21 protein-coding genes are annotated in these 20434 nt (G+C 70.5%); 11 read left to right on the top strand and 10 right to left on the bottom strand.

Annotated features, from left to right (window positions below; translation table 11 throughout):
- Positions 1-5: 5 nt before the first annotated feature.
- The 4 genes from fabA (at position 6) to BLW17_RS04765 (ending at position 3461) form a co-directional block, all read left to right on the top strand.
- Positions 6-515 (top strand): bifunctional 3-hydroxydecanoyl-ACP dehydratase/trans-2-decenoyl-ACP isomerase, encoded by a 510-nt coding sequence (fabA, locus tag BLW17_RS04750; protein WP_036704577.1) that lies wholly within the window; start codon positions 6-8, stop codon positions 513-515.
- A 23-nt stretch (positions 516-538) separates the two neighbouring features.
- Positions 539-1768 (top strand): beta-ketoacyl-ACP synthase I, encoded by a 1230-nt coding sequence (fabB, locus tag BLW17_RS04755; protein WP_036735452.1) that lies wholly within the window; start codon positions 539-541, stop codon positions 1766-1768.
- Positions 1769-1773: 5 nt separating this feature from the next.
- A complete protein-coding gene (locus tag BLW17_RS04760) occupies positions 1774-2562 on the top strand; it encodes an enoyl-ACP reductase FabI (RefSeq protein ID WP_036735455.1) in 789 nt (262 codons plus the stop codon).
- Positions 2563-2639: 77 nt separating this feature from the next.
- A complete protein-coding gene (locus tag BLW17_RS04765) occupies positions 2640-3461 on the top strand; it encodes a universal stress protein (protein WP_052176548.1) in 822 nt (273 codons plus the stop codon).
- 18 nt (positions 3462-3479) lie between these two features.
- Here BLW17_RS04765 and BLW17_RS04770 read toward each other — a convergent pair whose 3' ends face one another.
- From BLW17_RS04770 to BLW17_RS04780, 3 genes are all read right to left on the bottom strand, one after another.
- Complete coding sequence (locus BLW17_RS04770) at positions 3480-4979, bottom strand: tripartite tricarboxylate transporter permease (protein ID WP_036711297.1); 1500 nt, start codon at positions 4977-4979, stop codon at positions 3480-3482.
- A gap of 12 nt (positions 4980-4991) precedes the next feature.
- Positions 4992-5462: a tripartite tricarboxylate transporter TctB family protein gene (locus BLW17_RS04775; protein WP_036735458.1), complete on the bottom strand. Its 471-nt coding sequence runs from the start codon at positions 5460-5462 to the stop codon at positions 4992-4994.
- Positions 5463-5555: 93 nt separating this feature from the next.
- Positions 5556-6530 carry a Bug family tripartite tricarboxylate transporter substrate binding protein gene (locus tag BLW17_RS04780; protein WP_036704588.1) on the bottom strand — a complete coding sequence of 325 codons (975 nt, stop codon included), beginning with the start codon at positions 6528-6530 and terminating at the stop codon, positions 5556-5558.
- Positions 6531-6740: 210 nt separating this feature from the next.
- Here BLW17_RS04780 and BLW17_RS04785 point away from each other — a divergent pair, with 210 nt between their 5' ends.
- On the top strand, positions 6741-7583 hold the full coding sequence (locus BLW17_RS04785) for an alpha/beta fold hydrolase (RefSeq protein WP_074826145.1): 843 nt from the start codon (positions 6741-6743) through the stop codon (positions 7581-7583).
- A 48-nt stretch (positions 7584-7631) separates the two neighbouring features.
- Here BLW17_RS04785 and BLW17_RS17675 read toward each other — a convergent pair whose 3' ends face one another.
- Together BLW17_RS17675 and thyX are read right to left on the bottom strand one after the other, a co-directional pair.
- Positions 7632-8429 carry a hypothetical protein gene (locus BLW17_RS17675; RefSeq protein ID WP_139305908.1) on the bottom strand — a complete coding sequence of 266 codons (798 nt, stop codon included), beginning with the start codon at positions 8427-8429 and terminating at the stop codon, positions 7632-7634.
- Positions 8426-9346, bottom strand: a complete 921-nt coding sequence (thyX, locus tag BLW17_RS04790) for an FAD-dependent thymidylate synthase (RefSeq protein ID WP_036735304.1) — start codon at positions 9344-9346, stop codon at positions 8426-8428. The genes BLW17_RS17675 and thyX overlap by 4 nt, the downstream gene beginning before the upstream one ends.
- 174 nt (positions 9347-9520) lie before the next feature.
- Between thyX and BLW17_RS04795 the strand changes: the two genes are divergently transcribed.
- Both BLW17_RS04795 and BLW17_RS04800 read left to right on the top strand, forming a co-directional pair.
- Entirely contained in the window at positions 9521-9949 is a 429-nt protein-coding gene (locus BLW17_RS04795) for a VOC family protein (RefSeq protein ID WP_036711771.1), read from the top strand.
- Complete coding sequence (locus BLW17_RS04800; protein WP_074826149.1) at positions 9946-10578, top strand: DUF1287 domain-containing protein; 633 nt, start codon at positions 9946-9948, stop codon at positions 10576-10578. The genes BLW17_RS04795 and BLW17_RS04800 overlap by 4 nt, the downstream gene beginning before the upstream one ends.
- A 22-nt stretch (positions 10579-10600) precedes the next feature.
- Here BLW17_RS04800 and BLW17_RS04805 read toward each other — a convergent pair whose 3' ends face one another.
- Positions 10601-11152 carry a MarR family winged helix-turn-helix transcriptional regulator gene (locus BLW17_RS04805; protein WP_052171982.1) on the bottom strand — a complete coding sequence of 184 codons (552 nt, stop codon included), beginning with the start codon at positions 11150-11152 and terminating at the stop codon, positions 10601-10603.
- 59 nt (positions 11153-11211) lie between these two features.
- Entirely contained in the window at positions 11212-11502 is a 291-nt protein-coding gene (locus BLW17_RS04810) for an FAD assembly factor SdhE (RefSeq protein ID WP_036711770.1), read from the bottom strand.
- A gap of 94 nt (positions 11503-11596) precedes the next feature.
- On the opposite strand from BLW17_RS04810, the gene BLW17_RS04815 reads away from it, so the two are divergent.
- The 3 genes from BLW17_RS04815 (at position 11597) to BLW17_RS04825 (ending at position 14895) form a co-directional block, all read left to right on the top strand.
- Positions 11597-12799 carry a pyridoxal phosphate-dependent aminotransferase gene (locus BLW17_RS04815; protein ID WP_036735306.1) on the top strand — a complete coding sequence of 401 codons (1203 nt, stop codon included), beginning with the start codon at positions 11597-11599 and terminating at the stop codon, positions 12797-12799.
- A gap of 122 nt (positions 12800-12921) precedes the next feature.
- Complete coding sequence (locus BLW17_RS04820; protein WP_036711766.1) at positions 12922-13305, top strand: host attachment family protein; 384 nt, start codon at positions 12922-12924, stop codon at positions 13303-13305.
- Between the two features lie 54 nt (positions 13306-13359).
- Positions 13360-14895: a phospholipase D-like domain-containing protein gene (locus tag BLW17_RS04825; RefSeq protein ID WP_036735309.1), complete on the top strand. Its 1536-nt coding sequence runs from the start codon at positions 13360-13362 to the stop codon at positions 14893-14895.
- Positions 14896-15010: 115 nt separating this feature from the next.
- On the opposite strand, the gene BLW17_RS04830 is transcribed toward BLW17_RS04825, so the two are convergent.
- Positions 15011-17140 carry a malate synthase G gene (locus tag BLW17_RS04830; RefSeq protein WP_036735312.1) on the bottom strand — a complete coding sequence of 710 codons (2130 nt, stop codon included), beginning with the start codon at positions 17138-17140 and terminating at the stop codon, positions 15011-15013.
- A gap of 102 nt (positions 17141-17242) precedes the next feature.
- Between BLW17_RS04830 and BLW17_RS04835 the strand changes: the two genes are divergently transcribed.
- Positions 17243-18019: an IclR family transcriptional regulator gene (locus tag BLW17_RS04835; RefSeq protein WP_036711761.1), complete on the top strand. Its 777-nt coding sequence runs from the start codon at positions 17243-17245 to the stop codon at positions 18017-18019.
- Here BLW17_RS04835 and recQ read toward each other — a convergent pair.
- Complete coding sequence (recQ, locus tag BLW17_RS04840; RefSeq protein WP_036735315.1) at positions 18016-20070, bottom strand: DNA helicase RecQ; 2055 nt, start codon at positions 20068-20070, stop codon at positions 18016-18018. The two genes, BLW17_RS04835 and recQ, sit on opposite strands and share 4 nt — an antisense overlap.
- Positions 20070-20363 (bottom strand): YggT family protein, encoded by a 294-nt coding sequence (locus tag BLW17_RS04845; protein ID WP_036704211.1) that lies wholly within the window; start codon positions 20361-20363, stop codon positions 20070-20072. The genes recQ and BLW17_RS04845 overlap by 1 nt, the downstream gene beginning before the upstream one ends.
- Positions 20364-20434: the final 71 nt, after the last annotated feature.

A 20434-nucleotide genomic window follows, 5' to 3' on the forward strand; every position in this document is an offset into this window, starting at 1 on the left:
CCAAGATGGCGATGGAACGGACCAGCTTCGACAAGGACGCCCTTCTGGCCTGCGCCCGGGGCGAGCTGTTCGGGCCGGGCAACGCGCAGCTGCCCGAACCGCCGATGCTGATGATGGACCGCATCACCGACATTTCCGAGGACGGCGGGCTGCACGGCAAGGGTCATGTCGTGGCCGAGTTCGACATCACCCCCGACCTGTGGTTCTTCGAATGCCACTTTCCGGGCAACCCGATCATGCCGGGGTGCCTCGGGCTCGACGGGCTCTGGCAACTCACCGGCTTCAACCTCGGCTGGCGCGGCTGGCCGGGGCGCGGCTATGCGCTGGGGGTGGGTGAGGTCAAGCTGACCGGGATGGTCCGCCCTGACCGCAAGCTGCTGACCTACAAGGTCGATTTCACCAAGGCCGTGCAGACCCGCCGGCTCACGATGGGCGTCGCCGACGGCATCGTCGAGGCCGATGGCGAGGTCATCTATCAGGTCAAGGACATGAAGGTCGCTCTCTCCGAGAGCTGACCCCGCACAAGGAAAGGGTGCCCATGCGCCGCGTCGTCATCACCGGGCTGGGGATCGTCTCGCCCATCGGGAACTCGGCCGCCGAGGTCGCGCAGTCGCTGAAGGACGGCCGCTCGGGCATCGTGGCGGCCCCCGAATACACCGAGCACGGGTTCCGCAGCCAGATCCACGGCAAGCCGCAGATCGTGCTCGAGGATCACATCGACAAGCGCGACCTGCGCTTCATGGGGCCGGGCGCGGCCTACAACTTCATCGCCATGGAACAGGCGATCAAGGACAGCGGGCTCGAGCCGGGCGACGTCTCGAACCCGCGCACCGGGCTGATCATGGGCTCGGGCGGGCCGTCCACCTCGAACTTCTTCCAGGCCCACCAGATCGTCATCGAGAAGGGCGCGCCGAAGCGCATGGGGCCGTTCATGGTCACCCGCTGCATGAGCAGCACGAACTCGGCCTGCCTTGCCACGCCGTTCGCCATCAAGGGCGTGAACTACTCGATCACCTCGGCCTGCTCGACCAGCGCGCATTGCATCGGCAACGGCGTCGAGCAGATCCAGATGGGCAAGCAGGACATCGTCTTCGCCGGTGGCGGCGAGGAACTGGACTGGACGCTCTCGTGCCTCTTCGACGCGATGGGGGCGATGTCGTCGAAGTACAACGACACGCCCGCGACCGCCTCGCGCCCCTTCGACGCGACCCGCGACGGGTTCGTGATCGCCGGGGGCGGCGGGGTCGTGGTGCTCGAGGAGCTTGAGCACGCCCGCGCCCGGGGCGCCAAGATCTATGCCGAAGTCACCGGCTACGGCGCGACCTCGGACGGCTACGACATGGTCGCACCCTCGGGCGAGGGCGGCGAGCGGTCGATGCGCACGGCGCTGGCCACCCTGCCCGAGGGGCGGCGCATCACCTATGTGAACGCCCACGGCACCTCGACCCCCGCCGGCGACGTCACCGAAATCAAGGCCCTGCGCCGCGTCTTCGGTGAGGGGAACGTGCCCAAGACCTCGTCCACCAAGTCGCTGACCGGCCACAGCCTGGGCGCCACCGGGGTGCACGAGGCGATCTATTCGCTGCTGATGATGGAGGGCGGCTTCATTGCTGCCAGCGCCAACATCACCCAACTCGACCCCGAGATCCACGCGGACGAGGTCGCGCTCGAGCGCATCGACGGGGTCGCCTTCGACTCGGTCCTCTCGAACAGCTTCGGCTTTGGCGGCACCAACGCCACGCTGGTCCTTTCGAAACTGCAGGACTGACAGGCATGACGGATTTACTGAGCGGCAAGCGGGCGCTGGTGATGGGGGTCGCCAACGACCGCTCGATCGCCTGGGGGATCGCGCGGGCGCTGGCCGCCGAGGGGGCTGAACTCGCCTTTACCTATCAGGGCGAGGCGTTCGGCAAGCGGGTCGAGCCGCTCGCGGCCAGCGTCGGGTCGGACCTGCTGGTGGACGTGGACGTGACCGACGATGCCTCGCTTGACGCGGCCTTTGCCACGCTGGCCGAGCGCTGGGGGCGGATCGACATCCTCGTCCACGCCATCGCGTTCTCGAACAAGGACGAGCTGACCGGGCGCTTCGTCAACACCAGCCGCGCCAACTTCAAGCAGTCGCTCGACATCTCGTGCTATTCGCTGATCGAGGTGGCGCGCCGGGCGCTGCCGCTGATGGGTCCGGGCAGCACCATCCTGACCCTGACCTACGGCGGCTCGAACCGGGTGACGCCGTTCTACAATGTCATGGGCGTGGCCAAGGCGGCGCTGGAATCGACCGTGCGCTACCTCGCCAACGACCTTGGCCCCGACGGCATCCGCGTCAACGCGATCTCGCCCGGGCCGATGAAGACCCTCGCCGGGGCGGCCATCGGCGGCGCCCGCAAGACCTATCGCCACACCGAGGCGAACGCGCCCTTGCGCGCCAACGCCACGCTCGAGGCGATCGGCGGGACGGCGGTGTGGCTCGCCTCGGACTGGGGCGCCTGCACGACGGGCGAGGTGGTGACGGTGGACGGCGGCTACCACGTGCTGGGGATGCCGCAGCCCGATAACATCTGACCCGCCCTGCCGATTGCACGGCAGCCGGAACCGCCCGATAGTCGGGTGAACCGGCGCGCCGGACGGGGGGGCACATCATGGCGATCCGAAGCATCCTGACCAGCTACACCGGCAACGGCGGGGGCGCGGCGGCGCTGCACATGGCGCTGCTGATGGTGGCCAAGTACGACGCCCGGCTGACCGCGGCCGTCTGGCAGGCGCCGAACCCGCTGCGCCGACGCGCAGGCGCCTTCATGACGCGCGAGATCGACCGCGTTCTCGACGAGGCCGAGGCCGCCTATGTCGCCGAACGGCGCGCCGGCTTCGACGCCGCCGTGGCGGCGGCCGGGGTGGCGGACCGGGTCGAGTTCACCGTCCTCGACGCCCGCGGCGGCGGGCTGGCACAGGCCGCCCGCGGGCACGACATCGTGGTGATGGGCGCCCCGGTCGAGGGCGAGCCCGCCGCCGACTTCGCCGTGCGCCCCGACGTGGTGGCGCTGCGCTCGGGGCGGCCGGTGCTGATCGTCCCGCCGGGCTACGCCGAGCCCGCCATCCGCGAAACCGCCGTCGTCGCCTGGGACGGCAAGCGCGCCTCGGCCCGCGCGATGGGCGACGCCATGCACATCCTCGGCACCAAGGAGCGGGTGACCATCCTCGGCATCGGCCCCGACCTGCCGGCCGAGTTCGGGCAGGACGCGCTGCGGCTGCTGTCGCTGCACGGGATCGAGGCGGAGCTTGCCCTGCGTCCCGCCGGTGCGGGCGGGATCGGCGCGACCATCCTGCAAGCCTGCGACGACCTCGGGGCCGGGCTGCTGATCATGGGCGCCTATGAGCACAGCAAGTTCAGCGAGGACCTGCTGGGCGGGACGACGAAGGACATCCTCGCGCGCGCGCCGCTGCCGGTGCTGATGGCGCACTGAGAGGCGCCGGACGGGGGCTCAGTCCTCGTCGGCCCGGAACCGCGCCAGCCCGCGGAACAGGAACGGCGCGACCAGCGCGATCGTCGCCAGCGCGATCATCACCACCGAACCGGGGTGCTGGAAGAACACCATCGGGTCGCCCTGGCTCATCTGCAGCGCGCGGCGGAACTGGCTGTCGGCCATCGGCCCGAGGATCAGGCCGACGATCACCGGCGCCACCGGATAGTCGTAGCGCCGCATCAGGAACCCCAGCACCCCGAACCCGCCGAGCAGCAGCAGCTCGACCACCGAGGGGTTGGCGGCGATCGTGCCCATCGTGGCGAACACCGCGATCCCGGCATAGAGCCACGGCATCGGGATCTTGAGCAGCTGCACCCACAGCCCGACCAGCGGCAGGTTCAGGACCAGCAGCATCACGTTGGCGATAAAGAGCGAGGCGATCAGCGTCCAGACCAGCTGCGCGTGGGTGGCGAAGAGCAGCGGCCCGGGCTGGATGTTGTACTGCTGGAACCCCGCCAGCATCACCGCCGCCGTGGCCGAGGTCGGCAGCCCCAGCGTCAGCAGCGGCACGAGCGAGCCGGCGGCGCTGGCGTTGTTGGCGGCCTCGGGCCCGGCGACGCCCTCGATCGCGCCATGGCCGAACTCTTCGGGGTGCTTCGAGAGCTTGCGCTCGGTGGTGTAGCTGAGGAACGTGGGGATCTCGGCGCCCCCCGCCGGCAGCGCGCCGATGGGGAAGCCGAAGGCCGCGCCGCGCAGCCACGGCCGCCACGAGCGCGCCCAGTCGGCCCGCGTCATCCAGATCGACCCCTTGATCGGGATCGGCCGTTCCGGCGCGCGGGCGTGACGCGAGGCGACGAACAGCGCCTCGCCGATGGCAAACAGGCCGACCGCCAGCGTGGTGACCTCGATCCCGTCGAAGAGGTTCGGCACCCCGAAGGCGAGCCGCGTCTGCCCGGTCAGCTGGTCGATCCCGATCAGCCCCAGCCACAGCCCGATGGCGAGGCTCGTCAGCCCCCGCAGCGGCGAGTTGCCGAAGGTCGCCGAGACGGTGACGAAGGCGATCAGCATCAGCCCGAAATAGTCCCACGGCCCGAACTTGACCGCGACCTTGACGAGGATCGGGGCAAGGAACGCCAGCCCCAGCGTGGCGATCAGCGCCGCCACGAACGACCCGATGGCCGCGGTCGCCAGCGCCGGCCCGCCTCGCCCGCGCCGGGCCATCTGGTTCCCCTCGAGCGCGGTGACGACCGAGGCAGCCTCGCCCGGGGTGTTGAGCAGGATGGCGGTGGTCGAGCCGCCGTACATCCCGCCGTAATAGATCCCCGCGAACATGATCAGCGAACCGCCGGGGTCGAGCTTGAACGTCACCGGCAACAAGAGCGCGACCGTCAGCGCCGGCCCGATCCCTGGCAGGACGCCGACCGCGGTCCCCAGCAGCACGCCGATGGCCGCAAAGGCGAGGTTCATCGGCGCGATGGCCGACGCGAACCCGTTCATCAGCTGGATCAGCGCGTCCATGGCGTCCCTTTCTCAGAACAGCCGTTCGAGCGGCCCGGCCGGCAGCGCCAGCCGCAGCAGCTTGTTGAAGAGCAGGAAGATCAGCGTGGCGAGCACTGCGCCGATCAGCAGGTCGGCGATCAGCGCCCGCCGGCCAAAGGCCCGCGCGGTCAGCGCAAAGAGCAGCGTCGAGCCGAGGATGAAGCCGAGCCCGGCCCAGATCGAGCCGATCAGCCCCGTGAGCGCCAGCAGGATCCAGGCGACGGCGCCCCAGTCGGCCTCCTCCGCCTCGATCCCCGGGCGCATCGCCGCGAGCAGGTGCCCGGCGCCGAGGACGAGCAGCACCAGCGCGACGAAATAGGACGCCGCATCGGCGCCGACCCCGTAGTTCGCGGCCATCGTCATCCCGCGCGCGTCGAACCACGTCAGCGTGGCCAGCGCGATCAGCCCGACCCCGATCAGCGCCGTCGGACGGTGCAGCCCGGTCTGCTGGCCAAATCCCATCCCGCGATCCTTTCCCCGCCGCGCTTCAACCCTTGGCGCCCTGCCGTGGCGGCGGGCGGGTCGGCCCCGCCCGCGCCGTGCTGTCGCGCCGCCCTACTGGGCGAGGCCGATGGCCTTGAGCACCTCGGTGATGCGGGTGTTCTCGGCCTCGACGAAGGCCTTGAACTCGTCCGGCCCCTGATAGGCGTCGGTCCAGCCGCGGGCCTTGAGCACCTCGGCCCATTCGGGCGACTTGACGGTCTTTTCGACCGCCGCCGACAGCGCCTGCCGGTCGGCGTCGGCGAGGTCGGGGCCGGCGAAGACGCCGCGCCAGTTCTCCATCTCGACATCGACCCCCTGCGCCTTGAGGGGCTGGGCCGCGATGCCCTCGACCGGCTCGGGGTACGAGATGGCGAGCGCGCGCAGGTCGCCCGACTCGATCTGGCCCTGGAACTCGCCGTAGCCCGAGATCCCCGCCGTGACCTGCCCGCCGAGCAGCGCGGCCAGCGCCTCGCCGCCGCCCGAATAGGCGACATAGTTGACCTTGGCCGGGTCGCCGCCCGCCGCCTGGGTGATCAGCCCGGCGAGGATGTGGTCCGCCCCGCCCGCCGAGCCGCCGGCCCAGACCGTGCCGCCGACGTCCGACTTGATCTTGGCGGTCAGGTCGGCGAGCGACTGGATCGGGCTGTCCTTCGGCACCACGACCACCATCGGGTCCGAGGTCAGCCGCGCGATCGGCGTCACGTTGGTCAGGTTCACCGGCGACTTGTTGGTGATGATCGCCCCCACCATCACCAGCCCGCCGACGAGCAGCTGGTCGGCCGCGCCCTTGGCGGACTGGCTGAACTGCGCCAGCCCGACGGTGCCGCCGGCGCCGGGGACGTTCACGACCTGCACGTTCTTCGCGGTGCCGGTCTTCATCATCGTCTCTTGCAGGTTGCGGGCCAGCGAATCCCAGCCGCCGCCCGCGCCCGCCGGCGCGGTGATGGTCAGGTCGCCCAGCTCTTGCGCGGTCGCCGGCAGCGACGCGCCCAGCGCGGCGGCGGCGACCACGCAGGCGGCGATGAGCCTGCGGTTGATGAACGACATGGGTTCCTCCCTCCCCTGAGTCTGCGGTTCGGGTCAGCTTGTTGGACGCGCGGCGGAACTGCAACAAATGCTTTGCCGGCCCTTTCCGGCGGCGCTTGCGGCCGCGGCGCGGATTGCCGAGAGTTGCCGCGCGGGCCGCGGGCCGCGACCTGGGGGCTTCGCGCCCCCGGACCCCCGCGGGGTATCGGGACCAGACAGAGGGGCGGGGCGATGGGTGTCGAGTTCATGACGGCGAAGGACGGAGCGCGGCTCGCCTATCGGGACGAGGGCGAGGGGCTGCCGGTGCTGTGCCTCGCCGGGCTGACCCGCGGCATGGACGATTTCGACTACCTGGCCCCGGCGCTCGCCGACTGCCGGATGATCCGCATGGACTACCGCGGCCGCGGCGCCTCGGACTGGACCGGCGCCGCCACCTACACCGTCCCGCAAGAGGGGGCCGACGCGCTCGCCCTGCTCGACCACCTCGGGATTGCGCGGGCGGCGGTGTTCGGCACCTCGCGCGGCGGGCTGATCGCCATGTATCTCGCGGCGGTGGCCAAGGACCGGCTGCTCGGCGTGTGCCTGAACGACGTCGGCCCGCAGCTCAGGGTCGAGGGGCTCGAGGCGATCACGGCCTATGTCGGCCGCCGCCCCAACGCCCGCACGCTGGCCGAGGTGGCCGCGCGGCTGCCCGAGACGCTCAAAGGCTTTGGCCCGGTGCCCGAGGGCCGCTGGGCCGAGGAGGCCGCGCGGCTCTATCGCCAGACCGACGACGGGGTGGCGCTGACCTATGACCCGGCGCTGCGCGAGAGCTTCCTCGCGGCGATGAAGGACCCTACAGCGACCGCCTGGCCCCTCTTCGACGCGATGGACGGCCTGCCGCTGGCGCTGATCCACGGCGCGGGATCGGACCTTCTGGGCGAGGACGCGGTGACCGAGATGCGCCGCCGCCGGCCGGACATGATCTACGGGAAGGTGCCGAGGCGGGGGCATATCCCGTGGCTGGACGAGCCGGAGGCGGTGGCGGTGGTCAGGGCTTGGGTGGAGGGGGTGGGGGGGCGGCGAGTACGCTAGAGAATGGCAACTACCTGACTCGAAGGTCGTCCTTATCCCACTCGCAAATTAGTTTCTCCGAAGTCGGAATTTTTGAACTCGCGCGTCTTCAAGTTGCCGGCCCAAAACAATAGCGATTGCGCCGCTTGCAGCCTTATAACCCTCGCCGACTTGGCTATCGTGAAAGCCAACAGCGACGTAACCCTCGGCAGATGGAGCGACTATCGCGAACTGTGCGCCCTCGATTTTGACTGTAACATAATCGCTCTGATTGAAGGCACGCCATCCGCCCAACATACCCGAAATAGCATAACAAAAGTATAAGAACAGCAAAATAAGACTAATTTCACGCCCGGCGAACCTTGACGACAGAGCGTCATGCAACACTGAGGCGTCGAATGCTGCCTGCTCTCTTCTCTTTCTTAAGGACCGAGCCACCCACCCTTCTTGGGTTACGACGCCCTGATACACCTCAAACAGTTCATGAAGAACAATGCCAATTCCAACAGCTAAAAAGAAATAAGAAAACCAGAAGCCCCACCCACCGTTAGCAAAATACAACCCCACTAGAATCGAGGCAGCGGCTGGAAAAAATCTCCATAATATAAATGCGATCCCTTGCGCCATCCAAGTCGGGAGCATCCATAATCCAGCCCATAACCCAGCGATAACAGAAACAACATATGCGTTTGCGGTGAGGACTCGCCCGAGCGTAAGATTGATGAATGCCTCAGAAATCCCAAAGCTTCGCAGATAACCCCGCTCCCACCAGTACGCGATGAGGTAAGCAAAAGCAGTTAGAGATACTCCAACTATCGCCTGGAGAAGACCCCAGTGCTGACTAGAAGGTGGCCTCTCTTCGCTCACCCCCACACCCCCTCAAACTCCCGCCACTCGCCCTTGCTCATGCCGGAGCTCTCCTGCGTCACCGCCTCCCCCGCCAGACGCCGCTTCAAGACCTCCACCCCCTTCGCCGAGAGCACCGCGCCGCCCAGGCGGTAGTCCTCGAAGGCGGCGTAGGCGAGCGGGACCCAGTCGCGGACGATCTGGCACATCGCCTCGGCGTAGACGCGGATCTCGTATTGCGCGTGCGGGTCGGCGCGCAGGCGCAGGAAGTGGAACAGATTGTGCAGGTCGGTCTTCCAGTACCACTGGGTGTAGACGTTGGCCGGCAGGTTCATCCGCGCCAGTTCCCGCGCCAGCCCCTGCTGCGGGGTGCCGTCGGCCTGCGTGGGCGCCATCATCGCCTCGTAATGGTCATAGGCGCGGGTCGAATCGGCGCGCAGGATGTCGAGCACGCGCTGCGCCTCCTCACCCTCGAGCGCGGCGCCGCGGCCCTGGTTGTTCACCGTGGACTGCGCGGCGAGCTGTTCGGGGGCGGGGATGTAGAACTCGCGGTCAAGGATCGAGTAGCGGGCCGAGTATTCGTTCACGTTGGCGGTGCGGTGGCGGATCCACTGGCGGGCGACGAAGACCGGCAATTTGACGTGCAGCTTGACCTCGCACATCTCGAACGGGGTCGAGTGCCAGTGCCGCATCAGGTAGCGGATCAGCCCCTCGTCGTTCGAGACCGCCTTGGTGCCGCGGCCGTAGCTGACGCGGGCCGCCTGCACGATGGCCGCATCGTCGCCCATGTAGTCGATGACCCGGATCAGCCCGTGGTCGAGCACCGGGATGGCGTGGTGCAGCCGCGCCTCCATCCCTTCGCTCACGGCGCGCAGGGTGGGGCGCGGGGTGGCGCGGGCCTCGTTGATCTCGGCTTGCTGTTCGGGGGTCAGGGGCATCGGGCGACTCGGGCTGGAAAACTCCCACACATTGTGGGGCAACGGGCGGGGTGCCACAAGCGATTGCGTCGGGTGGCGGCGCGGGCCACGGGGGGCGCGGTGGTCTGGCCTGCGGGCGGCGGGCGTGGCAGCATGGGGCGAGGGCCCCGCGGGGCGTCAGCCGAGAGGACGGGCATGAAGGTCAAGTATCTGCACACCATGGTCCGGGTCCGGGACCTGGATGCCACGCGGCGATTCTTCGCGCTGCTGGGCCTGCGCGAGATCCGGCGGATCGACAACGAGCAGGGGCGATTCTCGCTGGTGTTCATGGCCGCCGAGGGCGACGAGGCGGCCCCGGTCGAGCTGACCTACAACTGGGACGGCGACGAGGGGCTGCCCTCGGACAGCCGCCACTTCGGGCACCTCGCCTATGAGGTCGAGGACATCTACGCGATGTGCCAGCACCTGATAGACAACGGCGTGACCATCAACCGGCCGCCGCGGGACGGGCACATGGCGTTCGTGCGCAGCCCCGACAACATCTCGGTCGAGCTGCTGCAGGCCGGCGAGCGCCTGCCCCCGCAAGAGCCGTGGGCGAGCATGGGCAACACCGGCCACTGGTGATCGCGCGCCTGATCCTGGCCGCCGCGGCGCTGGGTGCCGCGGTGGCGCTGGCCGACCCCCTGCCCCGCCCCGGCCTCGCGCCGGCGGTCGAAAGCAGCGCCGCCGCCCTGGTCGGCGCCGCGCGCCGCCAGATCGGCGTGACCACCCGCTACGATCCTGCCTATGCGGCGCTGGCGTTTCCGGGCGGTGACGTGGCCCGCGACCGGGGGGTCTGCACCGACGTGCTGATCCGCGCCCTGCGGGACGCCGCGGCGCTGGACCTGCAACGGGCCGTGCACCGGGACATGACGGCGCGGTTCGCCGACTATCCGCAGACCTGGGGCCTGCGCCGCCCCGACCGCAACATCGACCATCGCCGGGTGCCGAACCTGATCGCCCTCTTCGATCACCTCGGCGCCCGCGTCTCGGACGCGCCGCAGCCCGGCGACATCGTCACCGTCCTGCTGCCCGGCAACCTGCCGCACGTGATGCTCGTCAGCGACCGCACCCGCCCCAACGGCCAGCCGCTGGTGATCCACAACATCGGCCGCGGCACGCGTGAGGAGGATGCGCTCGACCGTTACCCGCGAACCGGGCATTTCCGCCTGACCGGGCCGGTGCTCGACCGGCTCCGCGGGCTGGACCGGTAAAGCCCGCTCAGAAAAAGCCCGCTCAGTAGATGTACCGGATCTGCTCGGACCAGAACCGCTCGACCCGGCGCAACTGCGGGTTCACCTGCTCGAGCGGCGGGTCGTCCAGCACCCCCGAGGCGGCCAGCCCCGCCGCGTGGCGGGCGAACATCCGGTAGATCATGCCGCGCACCGCCTCGCCCTGCGGAGTCAGCCGCACCCGGACCGAGCGGCGGTCCATATCGCTGCGCTGGTGGTGGACATAGCCCATCTGCACCAGCTTCTTGAGGTTATAGCTGACGTTCGACCCCTGATACATCCCGCGCGAGCGCAGCTCGCCCGCCGAGACCTCGGCGTCGCCCAGGTTGTAGATGAGCAGCGCCTGCACCGGGGTCAGGTCGGTCTGGCCCAGCCGCTCGAACTCGTCCTTGACCAGGTCGAGCATCAGCCGATGCAGCCGGTCGAGGATCTGCAGCGTCTCGAGATAGACGCCGAGCCGGTCGGGGGCCGCCGCCTCGGGCGCGGCAAGGCGGGGGCCGAGCGCGGCGAACGGCGCGGCGGTGTCGGTCTGTCGCAGCGTGGCAAATCGGGTCATCTTGGCATCCGCTCCAGCGTCCTCTGGGCCGAAGCTGGACCAAAACTTCCAAGATTCGGTTAAGCGCCGCGCATTTCCCGCAGCCGCCCCGCCGCGTGGGCCGCGATCTCGTCCAGCAGCGGGCCGAGCGCCGCGGGCCCCGCCGCCTCGCCGCGCATCCGCGCCGTGACCCAGGGGTAGAGGTCCTGGTCGTTTTCCTCGAGCAGCGCCTCGAGCCGGTCGAGCGTCGCTGCGTCCATCCCCTGCAGCCGCGCATCCGCGAAGGGCCCGAGGATCAGGTCCATCTCGCGGGTGCCGCGCCGCCAGCTGCGCATCCTGAGCCGCCGCAGCCGCGCCTCGTGATCGTCCATCGCCGGTCCCCCTGGCTTGCCGGGGCGCCCGCGTCCTTGCGGCGCCCCGGGGGCGCGCCTATCACGGGGCCATCCCCTCCCGAAAGGCGTGAAGATGAGCTTTCTGTCCCGGACGCTGGCCCGCGTCAAACCGTCGCCCACGATCGCCATGACCAACCTCGCCCGCGAGCTGGCGGCCGAAGGGCGCGACATCATCAGCCTGTCCGCCGGAGAGCCGGACTTCGACACCCCCGCCCATATCCGCGAGGCCGCCAAGGCCGCCATCGACGCCGGCCGCACCCGTTATACCGCCGTGGACGGCATCCCCGAGCTCAAGCGCGCCATCGCCGACAAGTTCGCCCGCGACAACGGGCTGGACTATGCGCCGGCCGAGATCACCGTCGGCACCGGCGGCAAGCAGGTGCTCTACAACGCGCTGATGGCGACGCTGAACCCGGGCGACGAGGTGATCGTCCCGGCGCCCTACTGGGTCAGCTACCCCGACATGGTGGAGCTCGCCGGCGGCACGCCGGTCGTCATCACCGCGGGGCTCGAGGCGGGTTACCGCATCACCGCGGCGCAGCTTGAGGCGGCGATCACGCCGCGGACCAAGTGGGTGATCCTCAACTCGCCCTCGAACCCGACCGGGGCGGGCTATGCCGAGGCGCACCTGCGCGAGTTGACCGACGTGCTGATGCGCCACCCCCATGTCTGGGTGCTGGCCGACGACATCTACGAGCACCTCGTCTTCGACGACTTCCGCTTCGTGACCCCGGCCCAGGTCGAGCCGCGGCTCAAGGCGCGGACGCTGACCGTGAACGGAGTCAGCAAGGCCTATGCGATGACCGGCTGGCGGATCGGCTATGCCGGCGGCCCGGCCGAGCTGATCCGGGCGATGGGCACGATCCAGTCGCAATCGACCTCGAACCCCTGCTCGGTCAGCCAGTATGCGGCGCTCGCCGCGCTGACCGGGCCGCAGGACTACATCGCCGAAAGCCGGGCGGTGTTCCAGCGCCGCCGCGACCTCGTGGTGTCGGGGCTGAACCAGTGCGCGGGGATCGACTGCCCGACCCCCGAGGGGGCGTTCTACGTCTACCCCTCGATCGCCGGGCTGATCGGCCGGCGCACCCCCACGGGCGCCGAGATCACCGACGACGAACGCTTCGCGATGGAGCTGCTGCACGCCACCGGGGTCGCGGTGGTGTTCGGCGCAGCCTTCGGCCTGAGTCCGCATTTCCGCATCAGCTATGCCGCCGCCGATGCGCAACTCACCGAGGCGATCGCCCGCATCCGCGGCTTCTGCGGCAGCCTGACCTGAGACGCGACCTGAGGCGGGCGCGCCGCGGGCCCCCGGGGTGCCGCGGCCCCTCCCCCGGCGGACAGGAACCCGCGGCCAGAGCCGGCGTTGCGGTGACGTCATCCGTCTGAAAGGCCACGCTCATGCTTCCCCACAACACCCTCGTCGTTGTCGCCGATGGCCATCAGGCCGTGCTGTTCCGCAACACCGCCAAGCAGGGCGTCGAGCTGACCGAGCAGGAGCGCATCACCCCCAAGCACCTGCAGGACGAGAGCCAGGGGAACCGCCCCCCCGAGACCACCCCGCGCGAAGAGGACGAGGCGACCTTTGCCAAGCAGCTCACCGAGCGGCTGAACACGATGGTGCTTCAGAACAAGGTCGAGGCGCTGGCCGTCGTCGCGGACCCCTCGACGCTGGGGCAGATGCGCCGCCACTACCACAAGACGCTCGAGCAGAAGCTGGTGCGCGAGGTCGCGAAGACCCTGACCAGCGCCTCGGGCGCCGAGATCGCCAAGGCGCTTGGCTGAGCGTACGCGGAGGCCGCCGCCCGACGGGCGCGGCGCCGCTGACCGGGGACCGCGATGACGCTGCTGCTGGCCGTCCTGCTGCTGATCCCGGCCGCGCTTCTGCTGCTGCGCCTGATCTATCGGCCGCCGTCGCTGGCCGGGCGCAGCATCTCGGCGGCGATCCCCCTGTCGGACCGCACCACGATGGGCCGCGCGACGCTCGCGCAGGCCGAGGGGCGTGACCACGCCAGCGGCGTCGTGGCGCTGAACGACGGCGTGGACGCCTTCGGCGCCCGGATCGCGCTGATCCGGGGCGCGGAAGAGACGCTCGACCTGCAATACTACATCTGGCAGCGCGACCTGACCGGGCTGATCCTGCTGGAAGAGATCTGGAAGGCCGCGGCGCGCGGGGTGCGGGTGCGGCTGCTGCTCGACGACAACGGCATCAGCGGCCTCGACCCCGACCTCGCGGCGCTGAACGCGCTGCCGACCGTCGAGGTGCGGCTCTTCAACCCTTTCATCCTGCGGCGGCCGAAGGCGCTCGGCTACGCCTTCGACTTCGTGCGGCTGAACCGGCGGATGCACAACAAGGCGCTGATCGCGGACGGGGCGGTGACCATCCTGGGCGGGCGCAATATCGGCGACATCTACTTCGCCTACGGCGCCGGGCCGCATTACCTCGACACCGACGTGATCGCGGTCGGCCGGGTGGCCGCCGACGCGGGGGAGGAGTTCGACCGCTACTGGGCCAGCCACTCGTCCTATCCGGCCGAGATGATCCTTCCCGCCCCGCCGCCCGAGGCACCGACCGCCGCGGCCCTCGACGCGGCGCTCGCCGACGAATCGGCCGCCGCCTATAGGCAGTCGGTGGTGACGCGGTCGCTGGTCACGCAGATGATCGACGGGTCGCTGCCGCTCGAATGGGTGCCGGTGCAGCTCATCAGCGACGACCCGGCCAAGGGGCTGGGGCGGGTGCGCAACCGCGACCTGATGTTCGCGCGTCTCATGCGGCTGATCGCCGAGCCGGACCGCACCGTGGACATCGTCTCGGCCTATTTCGTCCCCGGCCGCTGGTTCACCGAACGGCTGATCCGGCTGGCGGGAGAGGGGCGGCGGGTCCGCATCCTGACCAACTCGCAAGAGGCGACGGATGTGGTCGTGGTCCACTCGGCCTATGTGAAATACCGCCCCGCGTTGCTTGACGGCGGGATCGAGCTCTACGAGCTGCGCGCCACCCCCGCCGCCCCGCGCGAGCCGCGGGTCCGCGGCATCTCGACCCGCGCCAGCCTTCATTCCAAGACCGTATCCATCGACGACGAGCGGGTGTTCATCGGCTCGTTCAACTTCGACCCGCGCTCGGTGATGCTGAACACCGAGATGGGGGTGCTGATCGAAAGCCCGCGCCTCGCGGCCGAGGTGAGCCGCGGCATGGACGAGGTGCTGCCGTGGCTCTCCTACGGCCCCCGCCGCGACGCGAGCGGGCGGATCGTCTGGCACGAGCCGGCGGTCGAGGACGCCGAGACGATCCACCGGACCGAGCCCGGCACCAACGCGATCCAGCGCGGGACGCTGTGGCTGCTGGGGCGGCTGCCGATCGAGTGGTTGCTCTGAGGCGGGCGCGGCGGCGCGGCGGTTAAAAGGGGTGTTGGGGCCAGAAAGAAGCGGCCTCGGCCTTGTTAATGGCTCATGACCCCGCCGGCCACGCGCGAGTAACGCGGGCTGCCCCTTACCCCGCCTTCGCGGCGCGGCGGGCGGCGTGCAGCAGCGGCTCGGTATAGCCCGAGGGCTGCGCGGCCCCCTGCAGCACAAGGTCGCGCGCGGCGTTGAAGGCCGGGCCGTCCAACGCCGGCGCCATCGGCCGATAGGCCGGGTCGCCCGTGTTCTGGGCGTCCACCTTGACCGCCATCCGGGCCATCGCATCCTCGACCTGCGCCTCGGTGATGATCCCGTGCTTCAGCCAGTTCGCCAGATGCTGGGACGAGATCCGCAGCGTCGCCCGATCCTCCATCAGCGCCACGTCGTTGATGTCGGGCACCTTCGAACAGCCGACGCCCTGATAGACCCAGCGCACCACATAGCCGAGGATCGACTGGCACGAGTTGTCGATCTCATGCGCGATCTCGGCCTCGGAGAGGTTGCGCCCGGCCAGCAGCGGCGGGGTCAGCAGCGCAGACAGGCTCGCCGGTTCGCGGTCGCGCAGCTGCGCCTGCACCGCCGGGACCGAGGTCCGGTGGTAATGCGTCGCGTGCAGCGTCGCGGCGGTGGGCGAGGGCACCCAGGCGGTGTTCGCGCCCGCCTTGGGATGGGCGCCCTTGGCCTCGAGCATCGCCGCCATGTCGTCGGGCCGCGCCCACATCCCCTTGCCGATCTGGCCCGTGCCCGCCAGTCCGACCGCAAGCCCGGTATCGACGTTCCCCGCCTCATAGGCCGAAAGCCACGCCGCGTCCTTCATCTGCTCCTTCGGGACGACGGGCCCGGCCTCCATGCTGGTGTGGATCTCGTCGCCGGTGCGGTCGAGGAAGCCGGTGTTGATGAACACCACCCGGTCCTTCACCGCCGCCAGACAGGCCGCGAGGTTGGCCGAGGTCCGGCGCTCCTCGTCCATCACCCCCAGCTTGACGGTGTTGCGGGGCAGGCCCAGCACATCCTCGACCCGGGCATAGAGGCGGTCGGCGAAGCCCACCTCCTCCGGCCCGTGCATCTTCGGCTTGACCACATAGACCGAGCCGGTACGCGAGTTGCGCCCGCCGCCCTCGCCCAGGTCGTGCATCGCGGCGGCGACCGTCACCATCGCGTCCATGATCCCCTCGGGCGTTTCCTGCCCGTCGAGGAGCACCGCGTCGGTGGTCATCAGGTGGCCCACGTTGCGCACCAGCAGGACCGCGCGGCCGGGGTGGGTGACCTCGCGCCCGGCGGGGTCGGTGTAGGTCACGTCGGGGTTCAGCCGCCGGGTCATCTCACGGCCGTTCTTGGAGAAGCTCTCTTCGAGCGTCCCCGTCATCAGCCCCAGCCAGTTGCGATAGACGGCGACCTTGTCCTCGGGATCGACGGCGGCGACGCTGTCCTCGCAGTCCTGGATGGCGGTCAGCGCGCTTTCCAGCATCACGTCGGCGATCCCCGCCGGATCGTCCCGGCCGATGGGCGAGCCGCGGTCCACCCGGATCCGCAGCAGCAGGCCGTTGACGCGCAGCAGCACATCCTCGCCCGCGGTCCCGGCGAACTGGGCGGGATCGGCCAGTCCCGTCTCGCGCCCCCCGGCGGTGACGCGCAGCGCCCCGTCCGCGGGCGAAAGCGCGGTCACGTCCGCCCAGGACGCCCCGTCGAGCGGCGCCACCGCGTCCAGATGGCCGCGTGCCCAGGCGATCACCTGCGCCCCGCGGGCGGCGTCATAGCCGCCCGGCGCCGCCTGCCCCGGAATGGCGTCGGTGCCGTAGAGCGCATCATAGAGCGACCCCCAGCGCGCATTGGCCGCGTTGAGCGCAAAGCGCGCGTTCGACACCGGCACCACGAGCTGCGGCCCGGCGACCTGCGCCAGCTCGGGGTCCACGTTCGCGGTGCCCACGGTGAAGGGTGCGGGCGGCGGGACCAGATAGCCGATCTCGCGCAGGAACGCCTCATAGGCGGCCGCGTCGTGCGGCTGGCCGCGCCGGGCGCGGTGCCAGTCGTCGATCTGGCCCTGCAACGCCTCGCGCCGGTCCAACAGCGCCCGGTTCTCGGGCCCGAGGTCGCGCAGGATCGCGGCATAGCCGTCCCAGAACGCCGCGGGCGAGACGCCGCCGGTCAGGACCTCGTCCTCGACCAGCGCGGCCAGCGGGGCGGCCACCTGCAATCCGGCGCGTGCGACATACTCGGTCATCTGGTCCTCCGATCGGTTCGCGCCGTCATAATCCGGGCCACGGGGCATCGTGACAGGGCGCGGATTTTTTTCCATGATCCGGCAAAGCGAGCGAGGGGGATCATGGCCGAGAAGGACGGGGTGCAGTCGGTGGTGCGGGCGCTGTCGCTGATGCGGCTGATGGCGCAGGGCGAGGGCGGCGCCCGGCTTTCGGACCTCGCGCGGGCGGCGGGGCTGCCCGTCTCGACCGCGCACCGGCTGCTGACCACGCTGGAACAGCAGGGCTTCGCGCAGTTCGAGCCGACGGGCTCGGCCTGGCACGTCGGCCGCGACGCCTTTTCCACCGGCATGGCCTATGGCCGCCGCCTCAGCTTCGTCGCCCCGGCCCTGCCGCTTCTGCGCCGCCTGCGCGACGCCACGCGCGAGACGGCGAACCTCGGCATCCTCGACGACGACCAGCTCGTCACCGTCAGCCAGGTGGAAAGCCGCGAGATCCGCCGCGCCCTTTCGCCCCCCGGGCGCCGGGTGCCGGTGTTTTCCTCGGCGATGGGCAAGGCGATCCTCGCCACCTGGCGGGACGAGGACGTGCTGGCGCTCGCCTCGCGCGCCGGGCTGCCGCCGCTCACCTCGAAAAGCCTGCGCTCGCCCGAGGCGGCGATGGAGGACATCGCCCGCACCCGCGCCCGCGGCTGGGCGCTGGACGATGAAGAGTTCAACATGGGGATGCGCTGCCTTGCCGCCGTGGTCTGGTCGCCCCAGGGCGAGGCCGCCTGCGCGATCTCGATCTCGGGCGCGGCCGGACGACTGACGCCCGACCGGCTCGAGGCGCTGGGGGCGCGGGTGGCGCAGGCGGCGGGCGAGCTGACCGCGATGCTGGGCGGGACCGCGCCCGAGGGCTAGTCGCCCGCCCCCCCCGCACCCGCCTCACCGTCGGCGGCGATCTCGGCTGCGAAGGCGGCGCCGAAGCGGTCCATCCGGGCCGCGTCGAGATAGCGCCCGAGGTCCGCGGGCCGGTCGAGCGCGATCCGCCGCAGCACGCCCGCGCTGAGCGAGAGCGGCTTTTCCGTCCCGTCCACACCCCGCGCCAGATCCCGCGCCGCCGCCTCGAGCCGGTCGTAGAGCGCCCCCGCCCCGCGCCCGGCCAGCGCCCGGCGCGCCGGGTGCATGGGCTCGGGCGCCTCGCCCGCGATGACCTCAAGGAAAGCCGCGCCGTAGCTTTCCAGCTTCTTCGCCCCGACGCCCCCCACGCGCGCCATCTCGTCCAGCGTCGCGGGCCGCCGCTCGGCCATCTCGATCAGCGTGCGGTCGGGGAAGATCACATAGGCCGGCACCCGCTGCGCCTCGGCCAGCGCCCGCCGCTTGGCCTTGAGCGCCGAGAGCAGCGGCGCGTCCTCTTCGCTGACCTGGGCGCGCACCTCGGGGTTCTGCCGGGCGCGGGTCACGAGGTCGCGGCGCAAGGTGACGGTCTCCTCGCCGCGCAGCACCGGGTGGGCGGCGGCGGTGATCCGCAACCCGCCATGCCGCTCGGGGTCGGGGCGGATCAGGTCGCGGCCGAGCATCTGGCGCAGGATCGCCTGCCACTGGGGCTTGGCGATCTCGCGCCCGACGCCGAAGGTCGGCAGATGGTCGTGGCCGCGCGCGGTCACCTTGTCTGTGGCGGTCCCGGTCAGCACATCGATGATGTGGCCCTGGCCGAAGCTCTCACCGGTCCGAAGCACCGCGGACAGCGCCATCCGCACCGGCTGGGTGGCGTCCCAGACCTCAGGCGGGCTGTCGCAGATGTCGCAGTTGCCGCAGGGGCCCGCGTCCTCGCCGAAATACCCCAGCAGAACCTGCCGCCGGCAGCGGCTCGCCTCGGCTAGCCCGAGGAGGGCGTTCAGCCGCGCGTGGTCGGCCTCTTTCCGGTCGGCGGGGGCCAGCCCCTCGTCGATCTGGCTGCGGCGCAGGCGGATGTCCTCGGGGCCGAACAGCGTCAGGGCCTCGGCCGGGACCCCGTCGCGGCCGGCGCGGCCGATTTCCTGGTAATAGGCCTCGATCGACTTGGGCAGGTCGGCGTGCGCGACCCAGCGGATGTCGGGTTTGTCGATCCCCATGCCAAAGGCGACCGTGGCCGCGACCACCAGCCCGTCCTCGCGCTGGAACCGCGTTTCGGCGGCGCGGCGGGCGTCGGCCTCCATCCCGCCGTGATAGGCGATGGCGGGGATGCCGGCGGCATTCAGCGCCGCCTCGAGCGTCTCGGTCTTGGCGCGGGTGGCGCAGTAGACGATGCCCGACTGCCCGCGGCGGGCGGCGGCGAAGTCCATGATCTGCCGGCGCGGGCCGTCCTTGGGCTGGAAGGCGAGGTGGATGTTCGGCCGGTCGAAGCCGCGCAGGAACACCTGCGGCACAGCACCCCCGAACAGCCGGGCGACGATCTCGCCCTGGGTCTCGGCATCCGCGGTGGCGGTGAACGCGGCGAGCGGCACCCCCAGCGCCTGCCGCAACTCGCCCACGCGCAGGTAATCGGGGCGGAAGTCGTGGCCCCACTGGCTGACGCAATGCGCCTCGTCCACGGCGATGGCGGTGACGCCGGCGCGGCGCAGCATCGGCACCGTCGCCCCCGATGCGAGCCGCTCGGGCGCCATGTAGAGGATCTTCAGCGCCCCCTCGCGCAGGCCGGCGAATACGGCGTCCGTCTCGGCCTCGGTGTTGCCCGAGGTCAGCGCGCCGGCCGCCACCCCCGCCTCGCGCAGGCTGCGCACCTGGTCGCGCATCAGCGCGATGAGGGGCGAGATGACCACGGTCACGCCCTCGCGCATCAGCGCCGGAAGCTGGTAGCAGAGCGACTTTCCACCGCCCGTGGGCATGATCGCCAAGACGTCGCGTCCTGCGGCCACCGCCTCGACGATCTCCTGCTGGCCGGGGCGGAATCCGTCGAAGCCCCAGACCTCGCGCAGCAGGTCGGCGGGCATCAGTAGCCGAGGAAGAACCCGGCGTTGTTCACCAGCGCCCGTTGCAGGATGATGATGCCGATGAACACCACCAGTGGCGCGAGGTCGAGCCCGCCGAGGTCGGGGATGACGCTGCGGATCGGGCGATAGATCGGCTCGAGCAGCCGGTTCAGCCCGTCCCAGACCTGCGCGACGAGCGGCTGGCGCAGGTTCAGGACCTGGAAGTTGATCAGCCACGACATGATGATGTGGGCGATCATGATGAACCACATCACGTCGAGGATCAGCATCAGCGCCTGGAACAGCGTGGTCATCGCGGGGGCCTCATCGGTGGGGCGGGTCAGCTTGGGGGCGGGCGTGGCCCATCAGCTAGGCCATGCCGCCC

This window comes from Paracoccus sanguinis, from assembly GCF_900106665.1.
Classification (GTDB): Bacteria; Pseudomonadota; Alphaproteobacteria; order Rhodobacterales; family Rhodobacteraceae; genus Paracoccus; species Paracoccus panacisoli.